The organism is Leptospira sanjuanensis (assembly GCF_022267325.1).
In the GTDB taxonomy this organism is placed as follows: Bacteria; Spirochaetota; Leptospiria; order Leptospirales; family Leptospiraceae; genus Leptospira; species Leptospira sanjuanensis.
The window spans coordinates 1,487,775-1,510,848 of sequence record NZ_JAIZBG010000001.1; the positions used below are offsets into that span (position 1 = coordinate 1,487,775).

A 23,074-nucleotide genomic window follows, 5' to 3' on the forward strand; every position below is an offset into this window, starting at 1 on the left:
TGATCGATGAGAATAGCACGAATCGCGATTTCTCATCTCGCGGATTATAGATTGCGTGATGCGAAGAGAAGAAAAAGCTCATTCGGTTTTACCGAGAATTCTTTCCTCGATCGAGCATCGGGAGAATTTATTATAAAATATGAATATACCGAGTTCGGTTTAGGCGTTTTCCTAAAAACGTTCTAATCATCCGAACGATTTTTTCGTGAATCGAAGATCCGAATCCGGGGTTCGTGGACCGAACGGATTTAGGAAATGAATTCATCCTGGATGGCTTCGTTTGAACGGCAAAGAATAAGTCTATGCAAATTCGATCAATTTGACCAATTGGCCTAAGGAAGCCCTCGGATTATGTTTTTTTATCGCCTTCGAATTCGGACGATGATCGGGCTTTTCGTTCTTTTGTTTGGAAATATATTTCCGATTGCGGCGGAGGGGATTCAGAACCTTCCTCAGGTAAGAATTCCTTTGGATGAGAGTAAGAGGCTGGATCCGGGAGAATTGGCCGAAAAGAGGGAAGGTTGGTATGTAACGGCGATTCCTTTGTTGAGCTCCGATCCGGTGCGCGGACAAGGCGGGGGAATTCGAGCGAGCCTTTTTTTCAACGGCAATAAATCCGATCCATATTACGAATATGAACCGTATCGGAGCAAGGTCACTCTTCAGTTGTTCCAGACCAACGAAGGCGTAAAAAATCATTTCATCCAGTTCGATTCTCCGTATCTTTTTAATACCGCATTTCGGTTTAAAAGCAGTTTGGGATTGGATTATAATCCGAATTCCCAATATTTCGGAATCGGAGAATTCTCGCTCGGAGCCTTATCGTACAGGCCGCGTAATCTTCCCGGAATAGGTCAAGTAGGCAACGCGAGTTTCGACGCTTATGAAGCGTCTCAATCCTACATTCGCCCATCCAGAACCGCATCCGAAATCACTCCGACCGTAAGCGATCAAGGATACAATCAATATCTGTTCAACTCTACGACTCTCTTCAACAGCATCGATTATACCTTTTGGAAAGCCTTCAAATGGGTTGTAGCGAACGAGATTTCTAAAAACATCATCGGGCATTCGGACGGGGTTTGGAATCCATCGAAAGATCCGTATTTGGCGGGAATCATTTGGGAAACATCCGTTCCCAACGGAGAATCCAAGCTCACGGAAGATTATAAAGCCGGAAAAATCCGAGGATATAACGGTGGAGAAATCGTATATCTGCGCGCCGGGATCGCGTACGATACGAGGGACTTCGAGCCCGATCCCGACCGAGGTGTATTAGTAGAATTGAATGTGGCAAACGTATCCAAACACACCGGTTCCAATTTCGATTACAACAAGGTCTTCTTTCAGACCAAATACTTTTACAAAATCCTTCCGAGCGTCTTCGAAGAATTGGTTTTCGCGACCCGAGGTGCGCTCGGATATACTTCCAAAGGCGCCCCTTTTTCCGAAGTGCGGTATATGTGGAGCTTGGACGGACCGATGACTGGGATCGGAGGATTGCAAACGATGCGGGGGTATCGTCAGGATCGTTTTGTCGCTCCTATGGTCGGTTTCGGAAGTATGGAAGTTCGATGGAGATTTGCTACATTCAAAATCGGTAATGAACTTTTTACCTTAAGTCTTGTGCCCTTTTATGACGTGGGTCGCGTTTGGGATTCCGAAAAAAGAATCAATCTTCAGGGTTACAAGCATTCCTGGGGTGGCGGTCTTCGAATCATCTGGAACCAAGCGACCGTAATTCTGATCGACTTTGCCAAGTCGCGCGAAGATACGCAGATGTTCGTCGATTTCAGTCACGCGTTTTGAAAATTGCGAATTCGTTTCCTATCGATTTACGAGGATGGATTCTTCCACTTGGTTTGAATTCGCGAGCGGAAAACGCGACCTCCGATTCGTTTAAAAATCCGGAATCAACTAGATTCTTCCGAAAAGCGATTTGTCGGTCCAAATAACCGTCGCCCTTTGGCCAAAGAATCCATATTGCTCCAACCAATTCCCTCGCGCATTCTCCTCAAAAAGACCAAATTCTCATCAAAACCCGCTAATTTTCTAAAGAAATTTTTCATCCAAAGATCAATATGTATAAAATATTAGCATATATACTTAAGTTATCTAAAAAATAAACATTAATTTTAAAAACTGCTTGCAAGTTGTGCTTATTTTAGGAAATTCTAATTGAGGTGTGGATATGCTTCTAACCAATTACGAGACGGAATCTTTCTATGATGAGATGTTTTCGCCGGAGGGCGGAATTCGGCAGAGTTATGATTTTCTGAAATCCAGAATCGAAACGATGGATGATCGCGAGCTCGTGCGCAGGAAATCGAGCGCGGAAAAGGCCCTTCTTTCTCTTGGGATTACGTTCAACGTGTACGGGGACGAAGAGGAAGAAGAGAGGATCATGCCCTTTGACATCATTCCTCGTATCATCACTTCTCACGAATGGAAAAAACTGGAAGAAGGTTTGAAACAAAGAACCCGCGCACTCAATCTTTTTATCCACGATATTTATCACGATGAAAAAATCATCAAGGACGGAGTCGTTCCGGCGGAATACGTTTATTCTTCCGCAGGTTATTTAAAGGAATGTAAAGGAATCCATCCTCCGCAAGGAACTTGGATTCATATTTCGGGAACGGACCTGGTCCGCAACGGGGACGGAACGGTTCACGTTTTGGAGGACAATCTGCGTTGTCCTTCGGGCGTTTCCTATGTATTAGAAAATCGTGAAGTGATGAAAAAAACGTTTCCGGAACTCTTCGCGAGTTTGAACGTGCGTCCCACGTACGACTATCCGATTCGTTTACGGGGAATGCTCGAATACATGAGCGGCAAATCCAATCCTTCCATCGCGGTTTTAACTCCCGGAATCTACAATTCGGCTTATTACGAACATTCTTTCCTTGCGCAAAAGATGGGAGTTCCTCTTGTCGAAGGAAGCGATCTCGTCGTCAAGGACGACAAGGTTTATATGAGAACCACAAGAGGTCTCAAGGTCGTCGACGTGATCTATAGACGGATCGACGACGCGTTCCTCGATCCTCTCGTCTTTAACAAAGAATCGCTGTTAGGCGTTCCCGGAATTTTCGAGGCGTATAAAAAAGGAAACGTCGCTCTTGTGAACGCTCCCGGTGCGGGTGTCGCGGACGATAAGGTTCTTTATACGTTCGTTCCCGCTATGATCAAATACTATCTCGGAGAGGAAGCGATCATTCCGAATGTTCCCACTTATCTTTGTTCGAACGATAAGGATCGCGAATACGTGAAGGAGAATATCGCGAATCTCGTCGTGAAGGCGGCCAACGGAGCGGGCGGTTACGGAATGCTCATCGGTTCTCGTTCGAGCAAAAAGGAACAAAAGGAATTCTGCGAACTCATCGATAAAAGCCCGAGAAACTATATCGCACAACCGGTCCTGAGTTTATCCAGAGTTCCCACTCTGATCGAAGATAAACTCGAAGGAAGGCACGTGGATTTAAGACCGTTCATACTTTACGGAGAGGACATCTATGTGATGCCGGGCGGTTTGACGCGCGTCGCGTTAAGAAAAGGATCTCTTGTCGTGAATTCTTCCCAAGGCGGCGGTTCGAAAGACACTTGGGTGATGGGCGAAGGCTAAAACATAAAAACACACATTAGAACGAAAGAGGTTGCTATGCTGAGCAGAGTGGCTGAGTCCGTGTACTGGATGAATCGGTATATGGAGAGGGCGGAGAATTATTCCCGGTTCATCGACGTAAATTTTCAATTATCCCTGGATTTAAACGAGGACGTAAACCGCCAATGGATGCCTCTCGTTTATACGACCGGAGATAACGAATTGTTTCAGAAAAAATTTTCGGACGCATCGAAAGAGAACGTGATTCACTTTATGACGTTCGATACGGAGAATCCGAATTCGATTCTGAATTGTCTGATCCGCTGCCGGGAAAACGCGCGCACCATCCGCGAGAATATCTCCACTCCGATGTGGGAAGTCATCAACGAATTCTATCTAAACTTCAAAGCAAAACGACATTTCACCGATACGGATCTGAGCGCTCTGAGCGAGTTCTTTAAATCGATCCGAAATCAATGTCTTCTGTTTTACGGATGTCAAGAGGCGACGATTTCTCGGGACGAGGTTTGGTATTTCGCGCAGCTCGGACGTTATCTGGAAAGAGCGGATAAAACCGCGAGAATTCTCGACATGAAATATTTCATCCTTCTTCCTTCGCACGACGTGGGTTCGAATCTGGATTTGATCCAATGGTTGTCCCTTTTGAAATCCACGAGCGCGCACGAGATGTTCAACCGGATCTACCAAAAAATCACTCCGAAGAACATAGCCGAGTTTTTGATTCTCGACAGACAATTTCCGAGGGCGGTTCGTTTTTCTCTTCGTAAAATATTCGAAAGTTTGAAATTGCTCAGCGGAACCGATCCGGACGAATATTCCTGCGAGGCGGAAAAACGAGTGGGGGTTTTGTTGTCGGAACTCAGTTACACATCCGTGGACGAAATTTTCAGTTCGGGAATGCACGAATATCTGGACAAACTTCAGCTTCAGATCAACGGGATTCACGATCGGATCGACGAACGTTATTTTCGATTTTAGAATTCGGATTTCCGAATACGAAACAGCTTTTAGGCGGAAAATTTTTTTATGTCCATTCGAGTCGCTCTCACTCACGAAACCGTTTATCGTTACGATCGAAACGTTTCGCTTTCTCCCCACGTTATTCGTCTTCGTCCGGCTCCTCATTGTAAAACGAATATCGTTTCGTATTCCCTGAAGGTGGAACCGAACAATCAATTTCTCAATTGGCAACAGGACCCTTTCGGAAACTTTCAGGCTCGTTTGGTTTTTCCGGAAAAAACGGATCGTCTGAGCGTTCTCGTAGATCTTGTAGCGGATATGAAGGTCATCAATCCGTTCGACTTTTTCGTGGAATCTTATGCGGAAAATTTTCCGTTTGAATATGAGGAAATTCTAAAATACGAATTGGCTCCCTATGGCGTTCCTTCCGAAAACGGAACCTTATTGAATTCTTATCTTAAGAGCTTGAAGGCGGACGGTTTTACAAAGCCGCAGCGCATCATCGATTTTATCGTGTCTCTCAATCAAAAGCTTTCGAACGACATCGGTTACGTGATTCGTATGGAACCGGGAGTGCAGACCTGCGAGGAATCACTTTCCAAAAGAACGGGATCTTGCAGGGATTCTTCGTATCTGTTAGTTCAGATTTTGCGTCATTTCGGTTTAGCGGCCCGCTTTGTTTCCGGTTATCTCATTCAATTGAAAGCGGATCAAACACCTTTGGAGGGTCCGAAAGGTCCCGAAAAGGATTTTACGGATCTGCACGCATGGGCTGAGGTTTTTCTTCCCGGTGCGGGTTGGGTGGGAATGGATCCGACTTCCGGTCTTTTGACGGGGGAAGGACACATACCGTTAGCCGCAACACCTGAGCCGATGAGCGCGGCGCCTATCTTCGGTTATGCGGACCCGGCCGATACGGAGTTCGAATTCAAAATGGAGGTCGAACGGATTCAGGAAAGTCCGCGCGTTACGCTTCCGTATTCGACCGAGCGTTGGAACGATATTCTGCGAAGGGGAAAAGCGCTCGATCACAAGATCAAGGACTTGGGCCTTTCCGTTTCGATCGGAGGGGAGCCTACCTTCATTGCCGATCTGGATCGTCAGAGTCCGGAGTGGAATCACGAAGCGCTAGGGGAAAACAAGTTCGAACTTTCAAAAAATCTAATATACAAGCTTAAGGACGAGTTTACTTCCGGTTCCTTCCTGCAATTCTCCCAAGGAAAATGGTACCCGGGGGAACCCCTGCCTCGCTGGAGCATCGGTTGTTTTTGGCGAAAGGACGGACAGGATCTTTGGAAAGATTTTTCTTTGTTGGCGGACGGTCCGGATTCTTCCGGTTCGAAACCCAAAGACGAGAATTTCGATCCTCATAAAGCTTCGGAAACATTGGCCTGTGCGATCTGCAGAACTCTGGGAATCGATCTTTCGTATATCGTTCCGATGTACGAGGACAATCTTTATTATCTTTGGAAAGAGGGAAATCTTCCGTTCGAGATGGAGAAAAAACTTTCCACCGCGTTCGATACGCTGGAAAGACAAAGGCTTTTGAAACTTCTGGACAAGGGTTTTCAGAAGGAAGCCGCGTTCGGTATTCCGGTATTTTATAATTATGTAAAGAAGGAATGGGAAAGTTCGGTTTGGCATTTTCGCCGTGAAAAGTTGTTTTTGATTCCGGGGGATTCTCCCGCGGGTCTTCGAATTCCGTTTTCGGCGGTCGCGGACCGTTTTCGGGAAGTTCCGTATTTTACTTCGATCGAAAAGAAGGGCCCGCTTCCTTCTCGCAAATCGTTGGATGAGGCCGTTCAAAAGAGAGTGGATTCTCCCGGAAAAACGTTTTCCGAAAAGGATCTTCCGGTTCAATCCACGATCGTCGTGGAGGTTCGCGACGAGATTCTGCACGTCTTTCTTCCGCCCGTTCCTTCCACGGACGTTTGGGTGGATCTGATCGCGAGTTTAGAACAAGCGGTGCTTGCTTCCGGATTTCAAGTTCGCATCGAAGGTTACGAACCGGCGATGGACGAACGAATCGGACAATTCAAGATCACTCCCGATCCCGGAGTGATCGAAGTGAATCTTCATCCTTCGACTTCTTTTGCGGAGCTCGAAAACAAAACGAGAATTCTTTACGAGAAGGCGATCGAAACCAAACTCAGCACGGAAAAGTTTCAGATCGACGGTAGGGCGTCCGGTACGGGCGGAGGAAATCACATCACGTTAGGCGCTCTTGTCGCCGATGAAAGTCCTTTTTTAAAACGACCCGATCTCCTCCGAAGTTTCGCGACGTATTGGCAGCATCATCCTTCCTTATCGTATCTGTTTTCCGGTCTTTTTATCGGAACTACTTCCCAATCTCCTCGTATGGACGAAGGAAGAGAGGACACGTTGTATGAATTCGAGATCGCATGCAGACAAGTCGATCATCTCGAAAGTGTTCCTCCTTGGCTCGTCGATCGTTTGTTTCGTAACCTGCTCGTGGACATCACGGGGAATACTCACAGAGCGGAGATTTCGATCGATAAACTGTATTCTCCCGCGGGATCGACGGGGCGTTTGGGTCTTGTCGAGTTTAGAGCCTTCGAGATGCCTCCTCATTACAAGATGAGCGTAGTGCAGCAGATGTTCGTATTGTCTTTGTTGGCGCGTTTTTGGGAGGAGCCTTATCGACTTCCTCCGATTCGAAGAGGAACGGAACTGCACGACAAATACCTTCTTCCGTTTTACGTTTGGGAGGATTTTAAGGACGTTCTGAAAGACCTGAAGGCTCACGGTTATCCGTTTTACGAAGAGGACTTTATTCCATTTTTTGAATTTAGATTTCCTGAATATGGTCACGTTCAAAAGGATCGAATCCGTTTGGAACTCAGGATGGCCTTGGAGCCTTGGGACGTTCTCGGAGAGGAGGCGAATTCTTTCGGAACGTCGAGAGCTGTCGATTCCGCGCTGGAAAGAATCCAAGTAAAGGTAGAGGGTTGGACTTCGGGAAGATACGTTCTTTCCTGCAACGGTTACGAGGTTCCGCTTCGGTCCACGGGAAAAAACGGGGAAGCGGTCGCGGGAGTTCGTTACAAGGCCTGGTCTCCCGTTTTCACGTTGCATCCGAATCTTCCGATCACAAACCCTCTCGTGTTCGATCTTTGGGATTCATGGAGCGGAAGGTCGATCGGAGGTTGCAGGTATTACGTTTCTCATCCCGGCGGAAGAGCGTATGATACGTTCCCGGTGAATTCTTTCGAAGCCGAAAGCAGAAGGATCAATCGGTTTATCGATCAGGGACATACGGCCGGTCCCACGGAAGCTCCGAAAAGTCTTCAACATCCGCATTCTCCCTATACCTTGGATTTGCGTCTTGCTCCGGGGCCAGGTTGGAAAAAAAAGTCTCCGTAAAGAATCGCCAAAATGTACGGACATTGAATCATGGTTCAGAATTTTATGGTCAACCCATCCAACGCCAGATTGAACTTGCGGGAAGGATACAACCCGATTCCGTCCGTTTACGACGAACTCTATGACGAGGAGGGAAAGCTCAGATCCAAATACGAATTCCTGATCAATTCCCTCGAATCGTTAAGCGAAGAGGATCTCAATCGGAGAAAAAGGGATTCCCTGAGAATTCTTCAGGAAAACGGTGTGACATACAACGTATACGAGGAACCCGGAGCCGTGGAAAGGCTTTGGTCCTTGGACCTGTTCCCCGTTTTGATGGAAAGCAAGGAATGGGAAGAAGTCGAACGGGGACTCGTTCAAAGAGCGGAACTCCTCGACGCGTTGTTCAAGGACGTATACGGTCCGAGAAAACTTTTATACGATAAAAAAATTCCTCCGGAAATTCTTTTCAGCTCCCCCGATTTTTTAAGACAATGCAACGGCTTCGGCCATTCTACAACGAACGAACTTTGTTTTATGGCTTCCGATCTTGCGAGACAAGAGAACGGAAGTTTTGTGGTGATCGGAGATCGCATCCAAGCTCCGAGCGGTTCGGGTTATTCTCTGGAGAATCGAATCGTTCTTTCGAGAATTTTTCCTTCGATTTACAGGGATTCGCAAGTGCATCGCGTTGCGTTGTATTTCCGTTCTTTACGGAAGGCGCTTCAATCCCAATCCAAGACGCAGGAACGCGAACCGGTCATCGTTCTTTTGACGCCGGGTGCGGGAAACGAAACCTACTTCGAACACGCGTATCTCGCTGGTTATTTGGGTTTTACTCTTGCGCAGGCGGAGGACTTAACCGTTCGAAACAATTTCGTCTTTATCAAAACCGTCGAAGGTCTTCAGCAGGTGGACGTGATCTTTCGTCGCGTCGTCGATTCGTATATGGACCCGCTCGAACTCAAAGGCGATTCTCTTTTGGGTGTACCAGGAATTTTGAATGTGATTCGGGAGGGAAACGTTCGCGTCGCGAATCCGATCGGGTCGGGCTTTTTGGAAAACCGGGCGATCCATCCGTTCTTATCCTCTCTCTGCAAATATTATCTTTCCGAAGATCTGATTTTACCGAACGTGCGGACTTTGTGGATGGGAAATCCCGAATCCATGAAAGAAGTTTTTGACCGTCCGGAACGATTCGTATTCAAACGTGCGATGCGCGATCCTCTCGAACCGGGAGTTTTTCTTTCTTCCCTTCCGAAACCGGAAATCGAAGAGATGCGTAAGAAAGCTTTGTTGCATCCGGAACGTTATGTGGCACAGGAAATCGTGAGCAGCTCGACTTGCCCGGTTCTCTCGGGAGATAAACTGATTCAAGGTCGTTCGGTGTTTCGCGCGTTTACGACACTTTCCGAAAACGGTTATATGACGATGCCGGGCGGTCTCGTCCGTGTTACGGAGAATGTCGAAGATTTGATTGTGACCAATCAAACCGGCGCCGTATCCAAAGATCTTTGGGTTTTAGCCTCGGAGGAAAAAAAGGACGTTACGCTTCTTCCCGGCAAAACCGAAAGAATGCAGATCAAACGTTCGGGTGCGAGTATTCCGAGTCGGGTCGCGGACAATATGTTCTGGATGGGACGTTATGCGGAACGTTCGGAAAACCAAGCGCGATTGTTACGCGAAGTCATCTTGAAGATGATTCACATGGAAGAATCCTACGAAAAGGATCACGTTCAGCTTTTGCTGCAAACGGTGACGCACGTAACCGCGACGTATCCGGGATTTTTGCAGCTTAATCTGGACGATCCGTTGCAAGGCGCCAAAGAACAGATGTTCGCACAGGTATTTTCTCCGCAAGTGACGGGAGGAATTCAGTCCGATCTGAATTCGTTCGTCAGGTCATCCAAATCCGTAAGAGACCGGCTTTCGGAGGATATGCGCTATATTCTTTCCATGATCGAAACCGAAGGCGCGGAAAAGGCGGTCTCGTACGATGAAATATTAGAATATTTGATTCTTCTTATAACGAGACTCGCTTCGCTTTCCGGTTTGGGAATCGAGAGCATGTCGCGCGAAACCGGCTGGTATTTTATGAACATGGGAAAACGGATCGAGCGTGCTTCGTATACGATTCGCCTCGTGACTTCCGTTCTGAATCTTTCCACGCTCTACAACAAAAGTATGTTCGAGGCTCTCTTGAACATCAACGACATCAAGATCACGTATCGTAGAAGATACAGATACAGGATCGAAGCCGAGTCCGTTCTGGACATTCTTCTGTTCGACGAAACGAACCCTAGATCGCTCGCATATCAACTCCGTAAAATCGGGGAATATGTTTCCTATCTTCCTCACTCCGAAAAGGAAGAGGCGACCGCGGAAGAACGAATCGTATCCGAGGTGAGAAACCGTTTTATTCAGGAAGACGCAAAACGGCTTTTCGAATACGTGAATCCTTCCTTAAGCATAATACGTTGGCTCAACGACATCAACTATCAGATCGCCTCATTGTCCGAATCGATCGGAGCCAGATATTTCCGATACGTGGAAGAGCAGATCCAACTCGGAGATTACAATGGCTGAATATACCGTAAAACACGTTACGCGATACAGCTATCAGGAAGAGGTTTCGCACTGTCATAATCTAGCGCATATGTGTCCGGTGACCAATCGACATCAGGATTGCAGCGATCTCAAGTTGAGAGTTCAACCCGGACCTTCCGTATCGGGTTATCGAAAGGACTACTTCGGGAATCTGGTATATACGTTTTCCGTCGAGGACTCTCATACTTCCTTGGAAATCGTGTCCGAAAGTCGCGTTACGACGCATCCCGTCGATTACGGGGATTTGACTCATTCTCCCAAGGTTTCCGAAATTCCGGTTCTGCTGAAGTCTTCCCATTTCAGGGAGGATTTGGAGGCATTGGAATACGTTGCGGATTCTTCGTTTATCAGCAAACATCCGATGTTCGCCGAGTTTGCCCGAGGTATGATGGATTCCGATAAGCCGCTTTTACAGGCGGTGATGGATTATACATTCAAGTTTTATAAAACGTTCGAGTTTAAGTCGGGCGCTACCACGATCCACACTCCGCCCGCTCAGGTTTTAAAAATCAAGAAGGGAGTTTGTCAGGACTTCACGCATTTATCGATCGCCGCTTTACGAAGCATCGGAATTCCTTGCAGATACGTTTCGGGTTATATCGAAACCTTTCCTCCTCCCGGACAAAAGAAATTGCAGGGAAGCGACGCTTCGCACGCCTGGTTCTCGGTGTATTCTCCGGGAATCGGTTGGGTGGACTACGATCCGACGAACGGAAAAATGTTAAGCGAAGAGTATATATTCACATCCGTCGGCCGTGACTTTGCGGACGTTTCTCCTTTGAAGGGAATTTTATTCGGAGGCGGAAAACACAAACTCAAAGTAGAAGTCGACGTGATTCGCGGGTAAACGTCGCGCTTTCCTTTGTCGGACCGTTCGAAGTTCCAAGGGAAGAATGTTCTAATTTTTCCGATTTTTTTCACTTGCTTCCCGGTCCGGAATCTTTTCAGTGTCGTCTTAAAAAAACATTAGGACGAATCGATATGAATCCAATTCTTAAGAATATTCTCGCGTTTGTCGCGGGAGCGATCGTCGGGAGCGTCGTCAACATGGGAATCATCACCGTCAGCGGTTCGATCATTCCACCTCCAACCGGTGCCGACGTCACAACGACGGAAGGTTTGAAAGCGTCGATTCATCTGTTCGAGCCGAAACATTTTCTCATGCCGTTTTTAGCGCACGCATTGGGAACGTTCGCCGGAGCGGCCGTTGCCGGCATCGCCGCAGCGAATCACAAACTGCTTTTTGCACTGAGCATCGGAATTCTTTTTTTAGCGGCGGGAATCGCAAGCGTATTTATGATTCCTTCGCCTATATGGTTCATCGTATTAGATATAGCGGGGGCGTATCTTCCGTTCGCTTTTTTGGCGGGAAAATTGGTCGCTAAGGATTGAAGGAAAAGTAGGGAAGTAGAATATTCTAAATTTCTAAACTAATTTGCGAAAGCGAACATAAAAGGGGTCGTAGCCCATGGCTTTCCAAAAGGAAACCGCGTTTTCGTTTTCCGCGATGGCCCTAAGTTCCACGCTTTTGAAATTCTGATCCTTGGCCCAGGATTCGCAGGCGAGAACGAGCGGTTTCATATAACCCGATTTTTGTTTTCCCCGTTTCGTGACCGCGAGATCGATAAAAAGGGTTTTATCCTCATCCAAATACGGTTTGTCTTCCGTTCTCGCGATCAGAAGCGATACGAGTTCGGAGCCTAAAAAACCTCCGAGCAACAAAACCTTGCCCGTGCCTCTCAATTTTAAATATACGTCGATCATCTTCGTTCCGGCCCGGGGGCGGATCTTGAAAACTCCGTCGAGTTTCATAGAGTTGACGAGACGAAAGAATTGATTTACGAGTTCGATCGCGCTTTCCCTATGTTCGGGAAGAAGATTCGCGATTTGAAACGGTTCCGTCTTCGTTTTGGATTTCGGCATGATATTTGAAAGGGCGTTGTCCGATCTGAGTAGAACGATTTTTGTAAAAATCTACGAAGTTCGTAGATTTGCATCCAATTTTTTTAAGAACGGTTTTCGTTGCTAAAGTGAACTACTTCTTCTCTTCCGTCTCCCGCTCCCGTCGCTCTATAAAAATCCACGGCTTCCTTTGTGAACGGAATCGCACCCGCCAAAACAAGAATGTGGAAGAATGTTACAAGAACGAAAATCAGGGGGAGAAGTTTCGCCGCGACGAGTTTTGCTTTTGAAGAATCGAATTGCGTAGGTAACTTTTGCGAAATTTTTCCTCTACCGGACAATTTCTCTTTCGTAAAGTGGAATTCCAGCCCGCACAACGTTGTCGTAACGACGACAACGTTGCTGCGTGTCCCGTCTTACAACCTCTCGAACAGCCAAGTCCGCAGTTGACCGACAGGAATTCTTTCCTGGTTCATGCTGTCCCGTTCGCGGACGGTGACGGTATTGTCCTTTAGAGTATCATAATCTACTGTTATACAATACGGCGTTCCGATCTCGTCCTGTCTGCGGTAGCGTTTTCCGATCGCGCCTCCGTCGTCGTATTCTATGTTTCCGAGTTTGGCGAGGTCCGCAAAAATCTCCCTGGATTTTTCGGGGAGGCCGTCCTTTTTCATCAAAGGGAAAACCGCCGCTTTCACCGGAGCGATCTTCGGAGAAAAACGAAGAACGGTTCTCGTTTCTCCGTCGGGAAGTTTTTCCTCCTCGTACGCGTCGGCAACGACCGCGAGAAAAAGACGATTCACGCCTAACGCGGGTTCAACGACGTAAGGAACATACTTCTGGTTGTTGACCTGATCCTGATACTTCAGATCTTCCCCGGAAAATTTTTGATGTTGGTTCAGATCGTAATCGGTTCTCGAAGCGATTCCCCATAATTCTCCCCAACCGAAGTTGTATTTGAATTCGATATCGGAGGTTCCTTCGCTATAAAACGAGAGTTCTTCCTTTTCGTGTTCTCTGACTCTTAAGTTTTCCTTTTTGATTCCCACCTGTTCCGTGAGCCAGCGCATACAATAGTCGACCCAATGGGTAAACCATTCTTTTTGTGTCCCCGGTTCGCAGAAGAATTCCATTTCCATCTGTTCGAATTCTCTCGTTCTAAAAACGAACTGACGCGCCATGATTTCGTTTCGGAAGGATTTTCCGATTTGTGCGATTCCGAACGGAATCTTTCTTCTCGTGGTGGAAACGACGTTTTTAAAATTCAAGAAGATCCCTTGCGCGGTTTCGGGTCTGAGATAAATATCCAACGCGTCTTCCGCGCTCGCACCGTGCGAAGTCTTGAACATCAGGTTGAAGTCGCGCGCTTCGGTAAAGGTTCCCCGTTGACCGCAGCTCGGGCAGGCGAAGTTGCTTTCTTTGATGACTTGGTTCATCTTTTCGAGAGTTAAACCGTTGGCAAAGCCCTCTCCCTTTTGATCCTCGAGGAACTTGTCCGCGCGGATTCGGGTCTTACAATTTTTACAATCGATCAGCGGATCGTTGAAGTTGGAAACGTGGCCGGAAGCTTCCCAAACTTTCGGGTTGAGGAGAATGGAGGAATCCAAACCCACCACGTCTTCCCGAAGATGGACAAAATATTTCCACCAGAGTTGTTTTAGATTTTGGAGAAGTTCGACCCCGTAAGGACCGTAGTCGAAGGTATTGGAGAGTCCTCCGTAGATTTCGGAACCGGGATAGACAAACCCTCTACGCTTGCAAACGGATACGATTTCCTTCAGTGAGGAATCGAGACTTTCTTTCTTTTCCATGAGTCCAGAATTCTGTTCAGGACTTCCGAATAAAGTATTTTAATTCTCGACTTGAAAGGATTTCTTGTTTGCCTAAGCCCCGGATTCGGGTCCAATGGTTGATAGAAATCCGTTTTGCAACGTCCAAGGAGACCTTGCCTGAAAAAGAAACTAGTCATCTTCGGCGTCAATTTCTTGTCCTGGAGTTCCCCCTTTCTGGGGCTGGGAATTTTTTTCCCGCTCGGCGTCCTTTTTGCTTTTCCGAAAGGACGGGAAGTCCGTTCCTCCGCCTTCGGTTCCTTGCTCTTCCAGATTTTTTGCTGGGGAATTTTGTACCCTCTGGAAGTTTCCGCGATTTTATTTCCGGTCGTGGAGGCATTTGTCCGCGCGCTTGTCATGGATTTGGGAGAATGGCTGATCGGCTTTTACGTGCTCGTCGGGCTTGTCATTCTCGTTTCCCATTCCTTTTATCTGAAGAAGCAAAGAAGGCGCCGATTCCAATTCAACCCTTCTTCGCATCCGCGCGAAGAAAAGATCGAAAGAGTTCATTATAAAATCCTGGTGCTTCTTGTAGCGGGTTATCTGACTTCGAGGCTCGTCTTTCAAGATGCCTATCGGTTGGAATACGGACAACTCGGGATCTTGGAAGACAGTTTTCTCTATTTCTTTTCCGTGTTGATCGCGGGCGATACGCTTCTCAGTCGAGGAAAACAATTCTTTCTTTTCCGAAGACCTTGGAAACTTTTCGAACGTCAGGCGAGAGCCGCACGCAGAATCGGCTTCGAGGGAGAAGGGGGCGTCCGTAAACAAAGATACGCGAAGATTCGCGATTGGTTATTCCCGGGATGGGGGCATATCTATATCGGAAATCTTTGGAAAGGATTTTCGATTCTGTTTTTATATCTTTTGCTGTTGCTCTTTTTTGCGACCGCGTTTTTTTCCTGGCTCGAGCCCGCGGATGGAATCCGTTTTCTCATGTCGATGGGACTCAAACCCGGAATCGCCGATAAGAAATTTTTCGCGGTCACTTCGAGCGTCGTTCCGATTCTGGTTTTTTTCGGAGGAATCGTCGGGATTCATATCATATCCAAGTTTCTTTTGAACCGGGCGTTTCGCGCCGAACCGGAAGACACAACTCCGCAAAGCACGTTTATTAGTAATTTATCATATAGCATCCTGCTCCACTTCGTTCTTCTCTCCTTGATCCTGATCATCCCGGTCACTCTTCAGCGTAAGAAGGAACAAAAGGAAAAGGAAAGACAAAGAACGCACTTCACTCCGGAAAATTTGGAATTCTACTTTATCGATCCGAATCTTCCGAACGAGGTCGAAGGTTTAAACGGAGGGGTCGTTTCCGGAACCGAAACCCCGACACAAAAGGAAGGGGATAAAATTCCGGACGACAAACCCGCGGACGAAGGACGCGTCAAAGGGGAAGTCAAACAGGTTCGCGGAAAAAAATTGCCTTCCACGTATTCGAACTACATCTCCGCGAAGATGCGCGGCCCCGAATCGTTTATGGAATATTGGAGAAGAGCGCCGCGCAATTATTCTTCCGTGGTCGCCTATACGGTTACCCCCGACGGAGAAGTCGTGGACGTGGATTTGGTCGAGGCTTCCGGTTATCCCGAACAGGATCAGATGACGTTGGAGCTCATTGAAAGTCTTTCTCCTCTCATGCCTCCGCCCGGAACGAAAGGTTATGTTCGAGTCACCGAACTTTTTTGGAACGGAAGCATCGATCCGGAAGCGATGCCGACTCCGTTGCAGAAGGAACTCGTCACGATGTATGACGGGCGTTATATGGAGGAGTTATGAGTTTCGACGTCGCGCTCCTCGGATTTCTCTCGATTCTTCCTTGGGGATTTTTTCTGATTCTTCTTTTTCCGGGGAAGAATACGCAGCAGAGAATCTTTCTGATTTTACTCGCCGTTTTTTTGGGATATCTTTCCACCGAGATCGTTTTGAAACTGCATCCAATCTTTTGGCCGGACGTAAAAATCGCCGCTCCGAGACGCGGCGGACATATTCTTACGCAGACCGCGCACATCGCGTTCATCCAAGCCGGAATGATGGAGGAATTCTGTAAGGGAATTCTCATCTTGTTTGCGGGACTTCTTTTTGCCTTCGATTGGAAGAAATACGAGTTCAAAAAGGAAATGGTTTTGATCGGAGGATTTGTCGCGCTCGGATTTGCGGGAGTCGAAAACGCGAATTACATCTTCAACGCAAAGGAAGAAGATCGAATCGCGATGTTCGTAGGACGGACGATTCGTTCTTCCAACGCGCACTTTCTCATCAATCTATGTTTCGCTCTTGCGTTCGTAAAATCGAACCGCAAAGAAATCAAGGATCGTCCTTTGGCCTTGTTCCTCGCTTTTTTGCTCGCGGTATCGCAACACGGACTTTTCAACTTCTTCGTGCTTCCTCAGTCGAGATTCGGCGGTTGGCTTTCCACCGCTTTGTTCGTGGGAATCTGGGTTTGGATCGTAAAAGATTTTCGTACTTTCATTCTGGAGAACGGGAGTGGCGCGCAAATCGTAAGTGACACACCGGTCGACGCGGAAATCTTGGATGAGACCCGAGAAGCAACTTGAGATACAGAGAAATCATTCTAAGTTTACCCAAAGAAATCGCGGAAGACTTCACTTCGTTTTTGGACGAAGCGGGAGTCGCAGGATATTACGAAATTCTGTTTGACCGGGAAGTTCCGAGAGCCCCTCACGAGGAGATTATCTCCGACGATACGAAGTTCCGCGTTTATCTCGCGGAAGACGATAAAGAAAACGAAATCAGAATTCATATTTTTCTGAAAGCCAACGCGGGCGAATCCTTCTTTCTCGAATCGCGTTGGATCGAAACCAAAGAATACGAAGAAGCCTATAAGGAATTCTACAAACCCTTCACGATCGGTTCGTATCGTGTCATTCCCACTTGGGAAAAAGACACCGCGGTCAGCACGACCCCGCAGGGAATTCTTCCTTTGCTCATCAATCCGGGACTTGCGTTCGGAACAGGACATCACGAAACCACTCGTCTCGTTTTAGGGAGAATGGGAAGTCTCGGTTTAAACGGAAAACGGATCGCGGACGTGGGAACCGGTTCCGGGATCTTGAGCGTGGCCGCGGCGAAATCGGGCGCGTCGGCGATTCTCGCGGTGGACGTGGACCCGAACAGCGTGCGTTCCGCGACGTTCAACCGGGACGACAACGAGATTTCGCCTAACGTTTTAGTCGTGGACGAAGGCGGTTTTGATCACTCGGACGTTCAGGGAAAAGAATGGGATCTTTTGATCGCCAACATAACATTCGCTGTATTAAAAGCGAATATTCAAAAAATTGCATCTGTAAAAACGAATCATTTCCTCTTCAGCGGAGTCATCACCGAACGCAAGGATGAGTTTTTGGAACTTCTGAAAAACGAGGTGGGCGGAGAAGGAGTTTTCTTTCAGGAAGACACCGGCTGGGAATTGATCGAATGGAAAAGAAAAGGATAAATCGATGAAACACTACGACGTATTCGGAGTCGGCAACGCACTCGTGGACATTTTGGTTCCGACGGAAGACGTATTCATTCAGCGTCTCGGTTTCGACAAAGGGATTATGACCTTGGTCGACGCGGAAAAACAGGCGGGAGTTTTAGTCGCACTCGAAGGAAGCAAACAGGAACTTCGTTCCGGCGGAAGCGCGGCCAACACGATGATCGCGCTTGCGAATTCGGGCGGAACCGGAACGTATACCGGAAAGGTTTCCAAGGACACTTACGGAGAATTCTATAAGAAGGACATGGAAAACGCCGGAATCCTTTTCGAAGTCGCTCCGGAAGACAACGGACATACGGGAACCTGCGTGGTTCTGACCACTCCGGACGCGGAACGGACCATGCTGACCCACTTGGGAATCTCCATCACATTACAAAAATCGGATGTGGATTTGGACAAACTCAAGGCCTCCAATATTTCCTACATCGAAGGTTATCTCTGGGACGGGTCCGGAACCAAAGAGGCTTCTCTTTTGACCATGGAAGAATCCAAAAAGAACGGAGTGAAAGTCGCGTACACATACAGCGATCCATTCTGCGTCAATCGTTCCCGCGAGGACTTTGTTCGCTTAACAAAAGACTACTTCGATATCGTATTTTGCAATGTGGAGGAAGCGAGAGCCCTTTCTCAAAAAGAGGATAAGCTCGAGGCGCTTCAGTTCATCGCGGGTCTTTCTCCTCTCGTATTCATGACTGATTCCGCGAACGGAGCTTACTTCGCCGAGAAAGGCGTGATTTCTCATGTGGACGGATTTCCCGTTAAACCGATCGATACGACCGGCGCGGGAGATTGTTTTGCCGCGGGAGTTTTATACGGACTGACGCACGGTTTCAGTTTGGAAAAGTCCACCCGTTGGGGAAACTACGTCGCTTCGAGAATCGTGCAAGAGATCGGTCCGAGACTCGGCATCAAATTGATGGGACGTCAAGAAGAGATTTTGAAGTGAGACCCAAACGTTCGTGTTTGTCGTAGTTCCGACAAACACGAACGCGAGAATTCTACTTTACAAAAGTTGAATTCTCTGTTAGAGAAAAATTCTCCGAAGTTTTCCCGCGGACCCGCCACCTCCACCCTAACTCGGGCGGGGGCGGATCTTGAAATTTTCGTCGGAACTCCGACGAAAACGGGCCGAAGGCTCTGTTTTCCGACTTCGGTGGAAGCCGCTCAAAAAAAACTCAATCTTGGCTCTCTACGGGTCGCAAGATAATAAATTCCACTAACTCGCTTCCTAAACGCCGATCCATAGAAAGGCGTTTGCTGAGTTGGGCGCTCTATTTCTCAGCTTCGCTGAGAGTTGAATTTCGACGCGCCGCTGAAATTCCACTAACTCGCTTCCTAAACGCCGATTCATAGAAAGGCGTTTGCTGAGTTTGGCGCTCGTTATGGACAACTCAGGTTGACTTGAACTTCCGAACGAGGCGCGTTTTCCGGAACGACAAACGTGGTTTCGCGGACAACGGTTTCCGGATAACCGTCCACCCTCGCGAGATCCCCTAAACACTGGATTCTATATTCGCCGGGATGGATGTATTTCATTTTGGTGACCCCGCCTTGCACGGGAGATGCGATCAACGGAAGCTTACCTTCGATACCGGTTTCACTGAGACGATATACGCCGTAATAGTGAGTCGTGGAAGCCGTTCCACCTAACACCGTCAAGCTGGATGCGATCTCGGGACGGATGATTCTCGAACGAAGCAGAAGTCCTCCACCCATATCCGATTCCCCCTTGTGATCGCCGTCGGTTTTCCAATCGCTGACGCCGACGAGGGTTCTCACTCCACCGACGCTCGAAACGTAAGAATGCACCATCAGATTTTCTTTGAGGTTCATCCTTACTTCTAAGATATACGGATCAAATCCGGGATAAACCAGCATATCCTGGTCTCCACCGTCCGCGGTATACAATGCGGGGAATACAAGAGGAGGGAAGATTGTCTTCGTGGTTGAGTCGGCTCCGGGTTTGTAGCTCAAACGGGGAACGATGTTGATCCCCGGTACGCGATAGTTGTCGAATAAGGTCAGATTGGAAAAGGTAAGGCCGGGTTCGGTCGCCCAAGCGGTAACTAAGGATCTCAAATACAAACCGGTATAATAGAATTGAACGGGCCCGTTTCCGAACGCACCCCAATCCGTCGCGGAAGTAGGATCGTTGGAAGGATACGAAACTCCTTCTCCGTTGAAGAATTGAATGGCTTTGACTTCTCCGTCGTTGAGACGACAGGAGTTCGAGTTGGTCGTATAAGGAACGGTGCAGAATACCTGACGGTTCGGAGCGATCTCATCCCAAAACTTCTTCGTGTCCTTCACATTCTTGATCAAACTCAGATTGTAAAGACCTTCTTCATATTTGGTCGACATGCGGATTTCTCCGATATCGATAAAGATCGGAAGGTTCTGCGCCAAAGGAAGACCTGATAAATCGTACACGGGATCGAATCCTTCCCCGCTCGTATCCTGATAAAGTTGACCGGTACCGCCCGAGTAGGCTTCAAATCCGATCGGATTGTCGGTCGCGTATGTTCCCTTTACGAGAAGAAGCATTCTTTGGTTGAAGAGGGTACTGATCACCGGATTTTTCGTTCCCTTTCCGTTCCAATCGCCGACGCGGCAAAAGAACATTAGAAAACTGGAAAGTATCAGGATGAATGGAAAATAGGATCGTTTCATAGAAATACGCTCACCATTAAACCGAATTGAAAGAATTCCGTGTCCACTACCCGATAGTAGTTCGGGTTGTTCAGTCTCGAATCCGCGTACGGACTCGCATAATAATACTTCGATTCTTCCGGAGCGTCCAGTTGAGATTCGTAGATCTTATTGTAATCGATCCGAATCCCGATTCGGATCTTTTTTCCGGCCACAAAGCTCGTTTCGAGACCGAAAAGCATCATGTGATCCCAACGGGAAGTGTTGGAAGGTCTTGCGACTACGAAGGCTTCTCCGCCTCCGGCGCGCAGAATGAACGAAATCGGAAGATCGATCGGAATCTTATAACCTAACGCGAGATAAACGGGAATCGTAGTCAAGGCGCGTTCGGTAGCGGAAAGATAGTTCGCGTAGAACGCCCCCATCTCGAGATAAAAGATCCAAGGCCAGGGAATTCTAAAAAAGAATCCGCCGCCCAGCGTGGTATCCAGATATTTCTGCGTTTCGGTTCCGGGCCAAGGGTTGGAAGCACCGAGCCAAACTCCGATCTCCGCCTTTCGATTATCGTGAAAACCTTCCTTCTTTTCTTCCTCTTCTTCCGCCGCTTCGGCTTCCTCGTCCTCTTTTGCGATCACTCCGCTGGAAGGAAGGTTTCCCGATTGAGCCGAGGGTTTCGGAATGAAATCGGTAAAGAATTTATTTTTGCCCAGATCCGGTTGATACCCGCCGAGAAGTTCGAACACGTCCAACTTCTTCGGAGACGCGGATAAGATTCCCGGTACGATCGTGAGCAATACGAGGATCGATGATTTGGAGGAGATTCGAAACCGGGACAACATACTTATTTTTGAAAGTCCCGAAGCGAATACATGGAATCGATTGCCGGGTTGGAATCGTAGTATGCTCTGATAAAATAAAGCCCGTGAGGAGGGAGGGTGATGCCCGCAATCGTTCTGTCTTTCGAAGAGAGAATGTCTAAGACGTTCGTTTCTTGTCGATTGTCGTTTGCGATTTCCAGAAGGGTACCCGTAAGAATCCGAATCATATTGTGGAGAAAGCCGTTCGCCCGGATCCTTACTTTTAGGAGACCGTCAAATTCGGCGCTTCGTTCCAGACTCGTATCCAAAATCGTCCGGACCGCGGAACGGTTTTTCATCGAAGCCACTTTCGCCAAACTGCGAAAGTCGTGTTCTCCCTTTAATAATTCAAGTTCGGCTTCCAAGCGCGGAACGTCAATCTTATGTTGATACCAGAAGGCTCGATTTTTCCAGGTCGGTCTCGGATACTTCGTATTGAGGATGAAATATTCGTATTCTCTCGAACTGCAGGAAAAGCGGGAGTCGAATTTTTCTTCCACTTCCGTCATGGATAGAATGGAAACTCCCGAATCGGTGATTGCATTCATTCCCAAAAGAAATCTGCCGAATTCTTCCACAGGTAAGGTCTTTGTCGTTTTAAAATTCACGACCATTCCGCGAGCGTGAACCCCGGTATCCGTTCTTCCGGCTCCGGTGACGTTGACCTTTTCTTTGAGAAGAATTTTCGCGGCCTTTTCGAGATTTTCCTGAACGGTGGGTAGACCTTTTTGAGTTTGAAAACCGTTGAAACAAAGTCCGTCGTATTCGACGAGGAGGGCGTAGTTTATTTTTCTCCTCCCATTTCCTCGATGAGCTTGTTGTATTCGTCGTAGAGTTCTTTTGCCATGTCGATGATGACGGAAGGTTTGGACTTGGATCCCTTTCCCGAACCGTAGAGTCTGGAAAGAGTCCGTTTGGCTCTGACTAAAAGATTGAGTTTTGCCGCGGGTTCGGATGCAAGTTCGTCTTTGAACTTCATCGTCAGATAGGCGGAAAGATAAATGACTCCGTCAAAGGCCCAGTTCTTATCCGTGTCCGGACCTAAGAGATACGAGGCCTGATCTACCGGCTCGGAACCGCTCTGCATGATCTCCATCGTATCCGTGTACCAGCCCGCCGACTTTTGGTAAAGAAGGTCGCGCACCTTATCGAATCCCATACTCGGGAAGTCGTTGTTCAGATCGTCGAAATACCACGCGGCTCGGACCGCGCAAACCGCCTTTTTCGGAGTGGGGGCGACGGTGACCTTTCTATTTTGGTAACATTCGATTGCGAGAAGATAGGAAGCCGCTCCGAGAACCAAATTGCGGTCCTGATAAAAATCCAAGGGTCCGAGAATTTTTTCCAGATTGGAACGTCTCGTATCGGATTGGGAACGGATCTTTTCGTTTTCCTCCGCGTCTAACGCGGGCCAATCCTTGGTAAAGGAAGAATAAAGACAACGGGGACAAACACTGATGACATAATCATTGGGACTGACTCGGCCGAACTTTTTATTCTTTTCGTAGAGTCTTCTGAGTTCGATCGTGAGTTTGCCGGCGATCAAACGGCCGCCGCCCTGAAACATATTCTCTTTCTGATGAACTTCGTGGCAGATCGGACAAACCGTATCTTCCTTTGCACGAAACGAGATCTTTTTTCCTTGTGCGAGAGCGCTGGCTGTCATAGTCTTATCTTTGAAAAACCCGAAAAAAACGGGGACGGGCTGTCAATTCGGACACCATTCTAACCGATAGAGTAGGAAGAAAAGCAATAATTTCCCGTTGCCCGTGGCTTATAAACC

General features: G+C 47.8%; 18 protein-coding genes. 11 read left to right on the top strand and 7 right to left on the bottom strand.

What is annotated here, in order from left to right; all coding sequences use genetic code 11:
- Positions 1–381 precede the first annotated feature (381 nt).
- The 7 genes from omp85 (at position 382) to LFX25_RS06760 (ending at position 11,944) form a co-directional block, all read left to right on the top strand.
- Positions 382–1,809, top strand: coding sequence for an Omp85 family outer membrane protein (omp85, locus tag LFX25_RS06730; RefSeq protein WP_406600521.1), 1,428 nt, complete (start codon positions 382–384; stop codon positions 1,807–1,809).
- A gap of 382 nt (positions 1,810–2,191) precedes the next feature.
- Positions 2,192–3,622 carry a circularly permuted type 2 ATP-grasp protein gene (locus LFX25_RS06735; RefSeq protein ID WP_238729537.1) on the top strand — a complete coding sequence of 477 codons (1,431 nt, stop codon included), beginning with the start codon at positions 2,192–2,194 and terminating at the stop codon, positions 3,620–3,622.
- A gap of 36 nt (positions 3,623–3,658) precedes the next feature.
- The gene (locus LFX25_RS06740; RefSeq protein ID WP_238729538.1) at positions 3,659–4,600 is read left to right on the top strand and encodes an alpha-E domain-containing protein; all 942 of its coding nucleotides are present in this window, start codon (positions 3,659–3,661) and stop codon (positions 4,598–4,600) included.
- A 48-nt stretch (positions 4,601–4,648) separates the two neighbouring features.
- The gene (locus LFX25_RS06745) at positions 4,649–7,966 is read left to right on the top strand and encodes a transglutaminase family protein (RefSeq protein WP_238729539.1); all 3,318 of its coding nucleotides are present in this window, start codon (positions 4,649–4,651) and stop codon (positions 7,964–7,966) included.
- 30 nt (positions 7,967–7,996) lie between these two features.
- Entirely contained in the window at positions 7,997–10,531 is a 2,535-nt protein-coding gene (locus LFX25_RS06750) for a circularly permuted type 2 ATP-grasp protein (RefSeq protein WP_238729540.1), read from the top strand.
- The gene (locus LFX25_RS06755) at positions 10,524–11,399 is read left to right on the top strand and encodes a transglutaminase family protein (RefSeq protein WP_238729541.1); all 876 of its coding nucleotides are present in this window, start codon (positions 10,524–10,526) and stop codon (positions 11,397–11,399) included. Before LFX25_RS06750 ends, LFX25_RS06755 begins: the two co-directional genes overlap by 8 nt.
- 134 nt (positions 11,400–11,533) lie before the next feature.
- Positions 11,534–11,944, top strand: coding sequence for a hypothetical protein (locus LFX25_RS06760; protein WP_238729542.1), 411 nt, complete (start codon positions 11,534–11,536; stop codon positions 11,942–11,944).
- Positions 11,945–11,977: 33 nt separating this feature from the next.
- On the opposite strand, the gene LFX25_RS06765 is transcribed toward LFX25_RS06760, so the two are convergent.
- From LFX25_RS06765 to LFX25_RS06775, 3 genes are all read right to left on the bottom strand, one after another.
- Entirely contained in the window at positions 11,978–12,475 is a 498-nt protein-coding gene (locus tag LFX25_RS06765) for a GNAT family N-acetyltransferase (protein WP_238729543.1), read from the bottom strand.
- Between the two features lie 83 nt (positions 12,476–12,558).
- A complete protein-coding gene (locus LFX25_RS06770) occupies positions 12,559–12,795 on the bottom strand; it encodes a hypothetical protein (protein WP_238729544.1) in 237 nt (78 codons plus the stop codon).
- A gap of 75 nt (positions 12,796–12,870) precedes the next feature.
- The gene (locus LFX25_RS06775) at positions 12,871–14,265 is read right to left on the bottom strand and encodes a glycine--tRNA ligase (protein WP_238729545.1); all 1,395 of its coding nucleotides are present in this window, start codon (positions 14,263–14,265) and stop codon (positions 12,871–12,873) included.
- Between the two features lie 174 nt (positions 14,266–14,439).
- Here LFX25_RS06775 and LFX25_RS06780 point away from each other — a divergent pair, with 174 nt between their 5' ends.
- Genes LFX25_RS06780 through LFX25_RS06795 form a run of 4 tightly spaced genes read left to right on the top strand, consistent with a single transcriptional unit; the run spans position 14,440 to position 18,731 of the window.
- Positions 14,440–16,062 (top strand): energy transducer TonB family protein, encoded by a 1,623-nt coding sequence (locus LFX25_RS06780; RefSeq protein ID WP_238729546.1) that lies wholly within the window; start codon positions 14,440–14,442, stop codon positions 16,060–16,062.
- Positions 16,059–16,841: a PrsW family glutamic-type intramembrane protease gene (locus LFX25_RS06785; protein WP_238729547.1), complete on the top strand. Its 783-nt coding sequence runs from the start codon at positions 16,059–16,061 to the stop codon at positions 16,839–16,841. The genes LFX25_RS06780 and LFX25_RS06785 overlap by 4 nt, the downstream gene beginning before the upstream one ends.
- Positions 16,838–17,740 carry a 50S ribosomal protein L11 methyltransferase gene (locus LFX25_RS06790; RefSeq protein ID WP_238729548.1) on the top strand — a complete coding sequence of 301 codons (903 nt, stop codon included), beginning with the start codon at positions 16,838–16,840 and terminating at the stop codon, positions 17,738–17,740. Before LFX25_RS06785 ends, LFX25_RS06790 begins: the two co-directional genes overlap by 4 nt.
- 4 nt (positions 17,741–17,744) lie before the next feature.
- On the top strand, positions 17,745–18,731 hold the full coding sequence (locus LFX25_RS06795) for an adenosine kinase (RefSeq protein WP_238729549.1): 987 nt from the start codon (positions 17,745–17,747) through the stop codon (positions 18,729–18,731).
- Positions 18,732–19,165: 434 nt separating this feature from the next.
- Here the strand turns inward: LFX25_RS06795 and LFX25_RS06800 are convergent, their stop codons facing one another.
- From LFX25_RS06800 to LFX25_RS06815, 4 genes are read right to left on the bottom strand one after another with little or no spacing between them, the layout of a single operon-like run.
- Entirely contained in the window at positions 19,166–20,455 is a 1,290-nt protein-coding gene (locus LFX25_RS06800; protein WP_238729550.1) for an LIC11270 family surface protein, read from the bottom strand.
- Entirely contained in the window at positions 20,452–21,273 is an 822-nt protein-coding gene (locus tag LFX25_RS06805; protein WP_238729551.1) for a hypothetical protein, read from the bottom strand. The genes LFX25_RS06800 and LFX25_RS06805 overlap by 4 nt, the downstream gene beginning before the upstream one ends.
- Before the next feature lie 2 nt (positions 21,274–21,275).
- Positions 21,276–22,169: a tRNA pseudouridine(38-40) synthase TruA gene (gene truA, locus LFX25_RS06810; protein WP_319937435.1), complete on the bottom strand. Its 894-nt coding sequence runs from the start codon at positions 22,167–22,169 to the stop codon at positions 21,276–21,278.
- Positions 22,076–22,957 carry a DUF2225 domain-containing protein gene (locus LFX25_RS06815; RefSeq protein ID WP_238729552.1) on the bottom strand — a complete coding sequence of 294 codons (882 nt, stop codon included), beginning with the start codon at positions 22,955–22,957 and terminating at the stop codon, positions 22,076–22,078. Before LFX25_RS06815 ends, truA begins: the two co-directional genes overlap by 94 nt.
- Positions 22,958–23,074: the final 117 nt, after the last annotated feature.

Bases quoted from the DNA above. Each gene is read 5' to 3' on its own strand.
- LFX25_RS06755 (WP_238729541.1), top strand. From the start codon at position 10,524: ATGGCTGAATATACCGTAAAACACGTTACGCGATACAGCTATCAGGAA.
- LFX25_RS06745 (WP_238729539.1), top strand. From the start codon at position 4,649: ATGTCCATTCGAGTCGCTCTCACTCACGAAACCGTTTATCGTTACGAT.
- LFX25_RS06785 (WP_238729547.1), top strand. From the start codon at position 16,059: ATGAGTTTCGACGTCGCGCTCCTCGGATTTCTCTCGATTCTTCCTTGG.
- LFX25_RS06775 (WP_238729545.1), bottom strand. From the start codon at position 14,265: ATGGAAAAGAAAGAAAGTCTCGATTCCTCACTGAAGGAAATCGTATCC.
- LFX25_RS06805 (WP_238729551.1), bottom strand. From the start codon at position 21,273: ATGTTGTCCCGGTTTCGAATCTCCTCCAAATCATCGATCCTCGTATTG.
- LFX25_RS06795 (WP_238729549.1), top strand. From the start codon at position 17,745: ATGAAACACTACGACGTATTCGGAGTCGGCAACGCACTCGTGGACATT.
- LFX25_RS06740 (WP_238729538.1), top strand. From the start codon at position 3,659: ATGCTGAGCAGAGTGGCTGAGTCCGTGTACTGGATGAATCGGTATATG.
- omp85 (WP_406600521.1), top strand. From the start codon at position 382: ATGATCGGGCTTTTCGTTCTTTTGTTTGGAAATATATTTCCGATTGCG.
- LFX25_RS06760 (WP_238729542.1), top strand. From the start codon at position 11,534: ATGAATCCAATTCTTAAGAATATTCTCGCGTTTGTCGCGGGAGCGATC.
- LFX25_RS06735 (WP_238729537.1), top strand. From the start codon at position 2,192: ATGCTTCTAACCAATTACGAGACGGAATCTTTCTATGATGAGATGTTT.
- LFX25_RS06750 (WP_238729540.1), top strand. From the start codon at position 7,997: ATGGTTCAGAATTTTATGGTCAACCCATCCAACGCCAGATTGAACTTG.
- LFX25_RS06765 (WP_238729543.1), bottom strand. From the start codon at position 12,475: ATGCCGAAATCCAAAACGAAGACGGAACCGTTTCAAATCGCGAATCTT.
- LFX25_RS06815 (WP_238729552.1), bottom strand. From the start codon at position 22,957: ATGACAGCCAGCGCTCTCGCACAAGGAAAAAAGATCTCGTTTCGTGCA.
- LFX25_RS06800 (WP_238729550.1), bottom strand. From the start codon at position 20,455: ATGAAACGATCCTATTTTCCATTCATCCTGATACTTTCCAGTTTTCTA.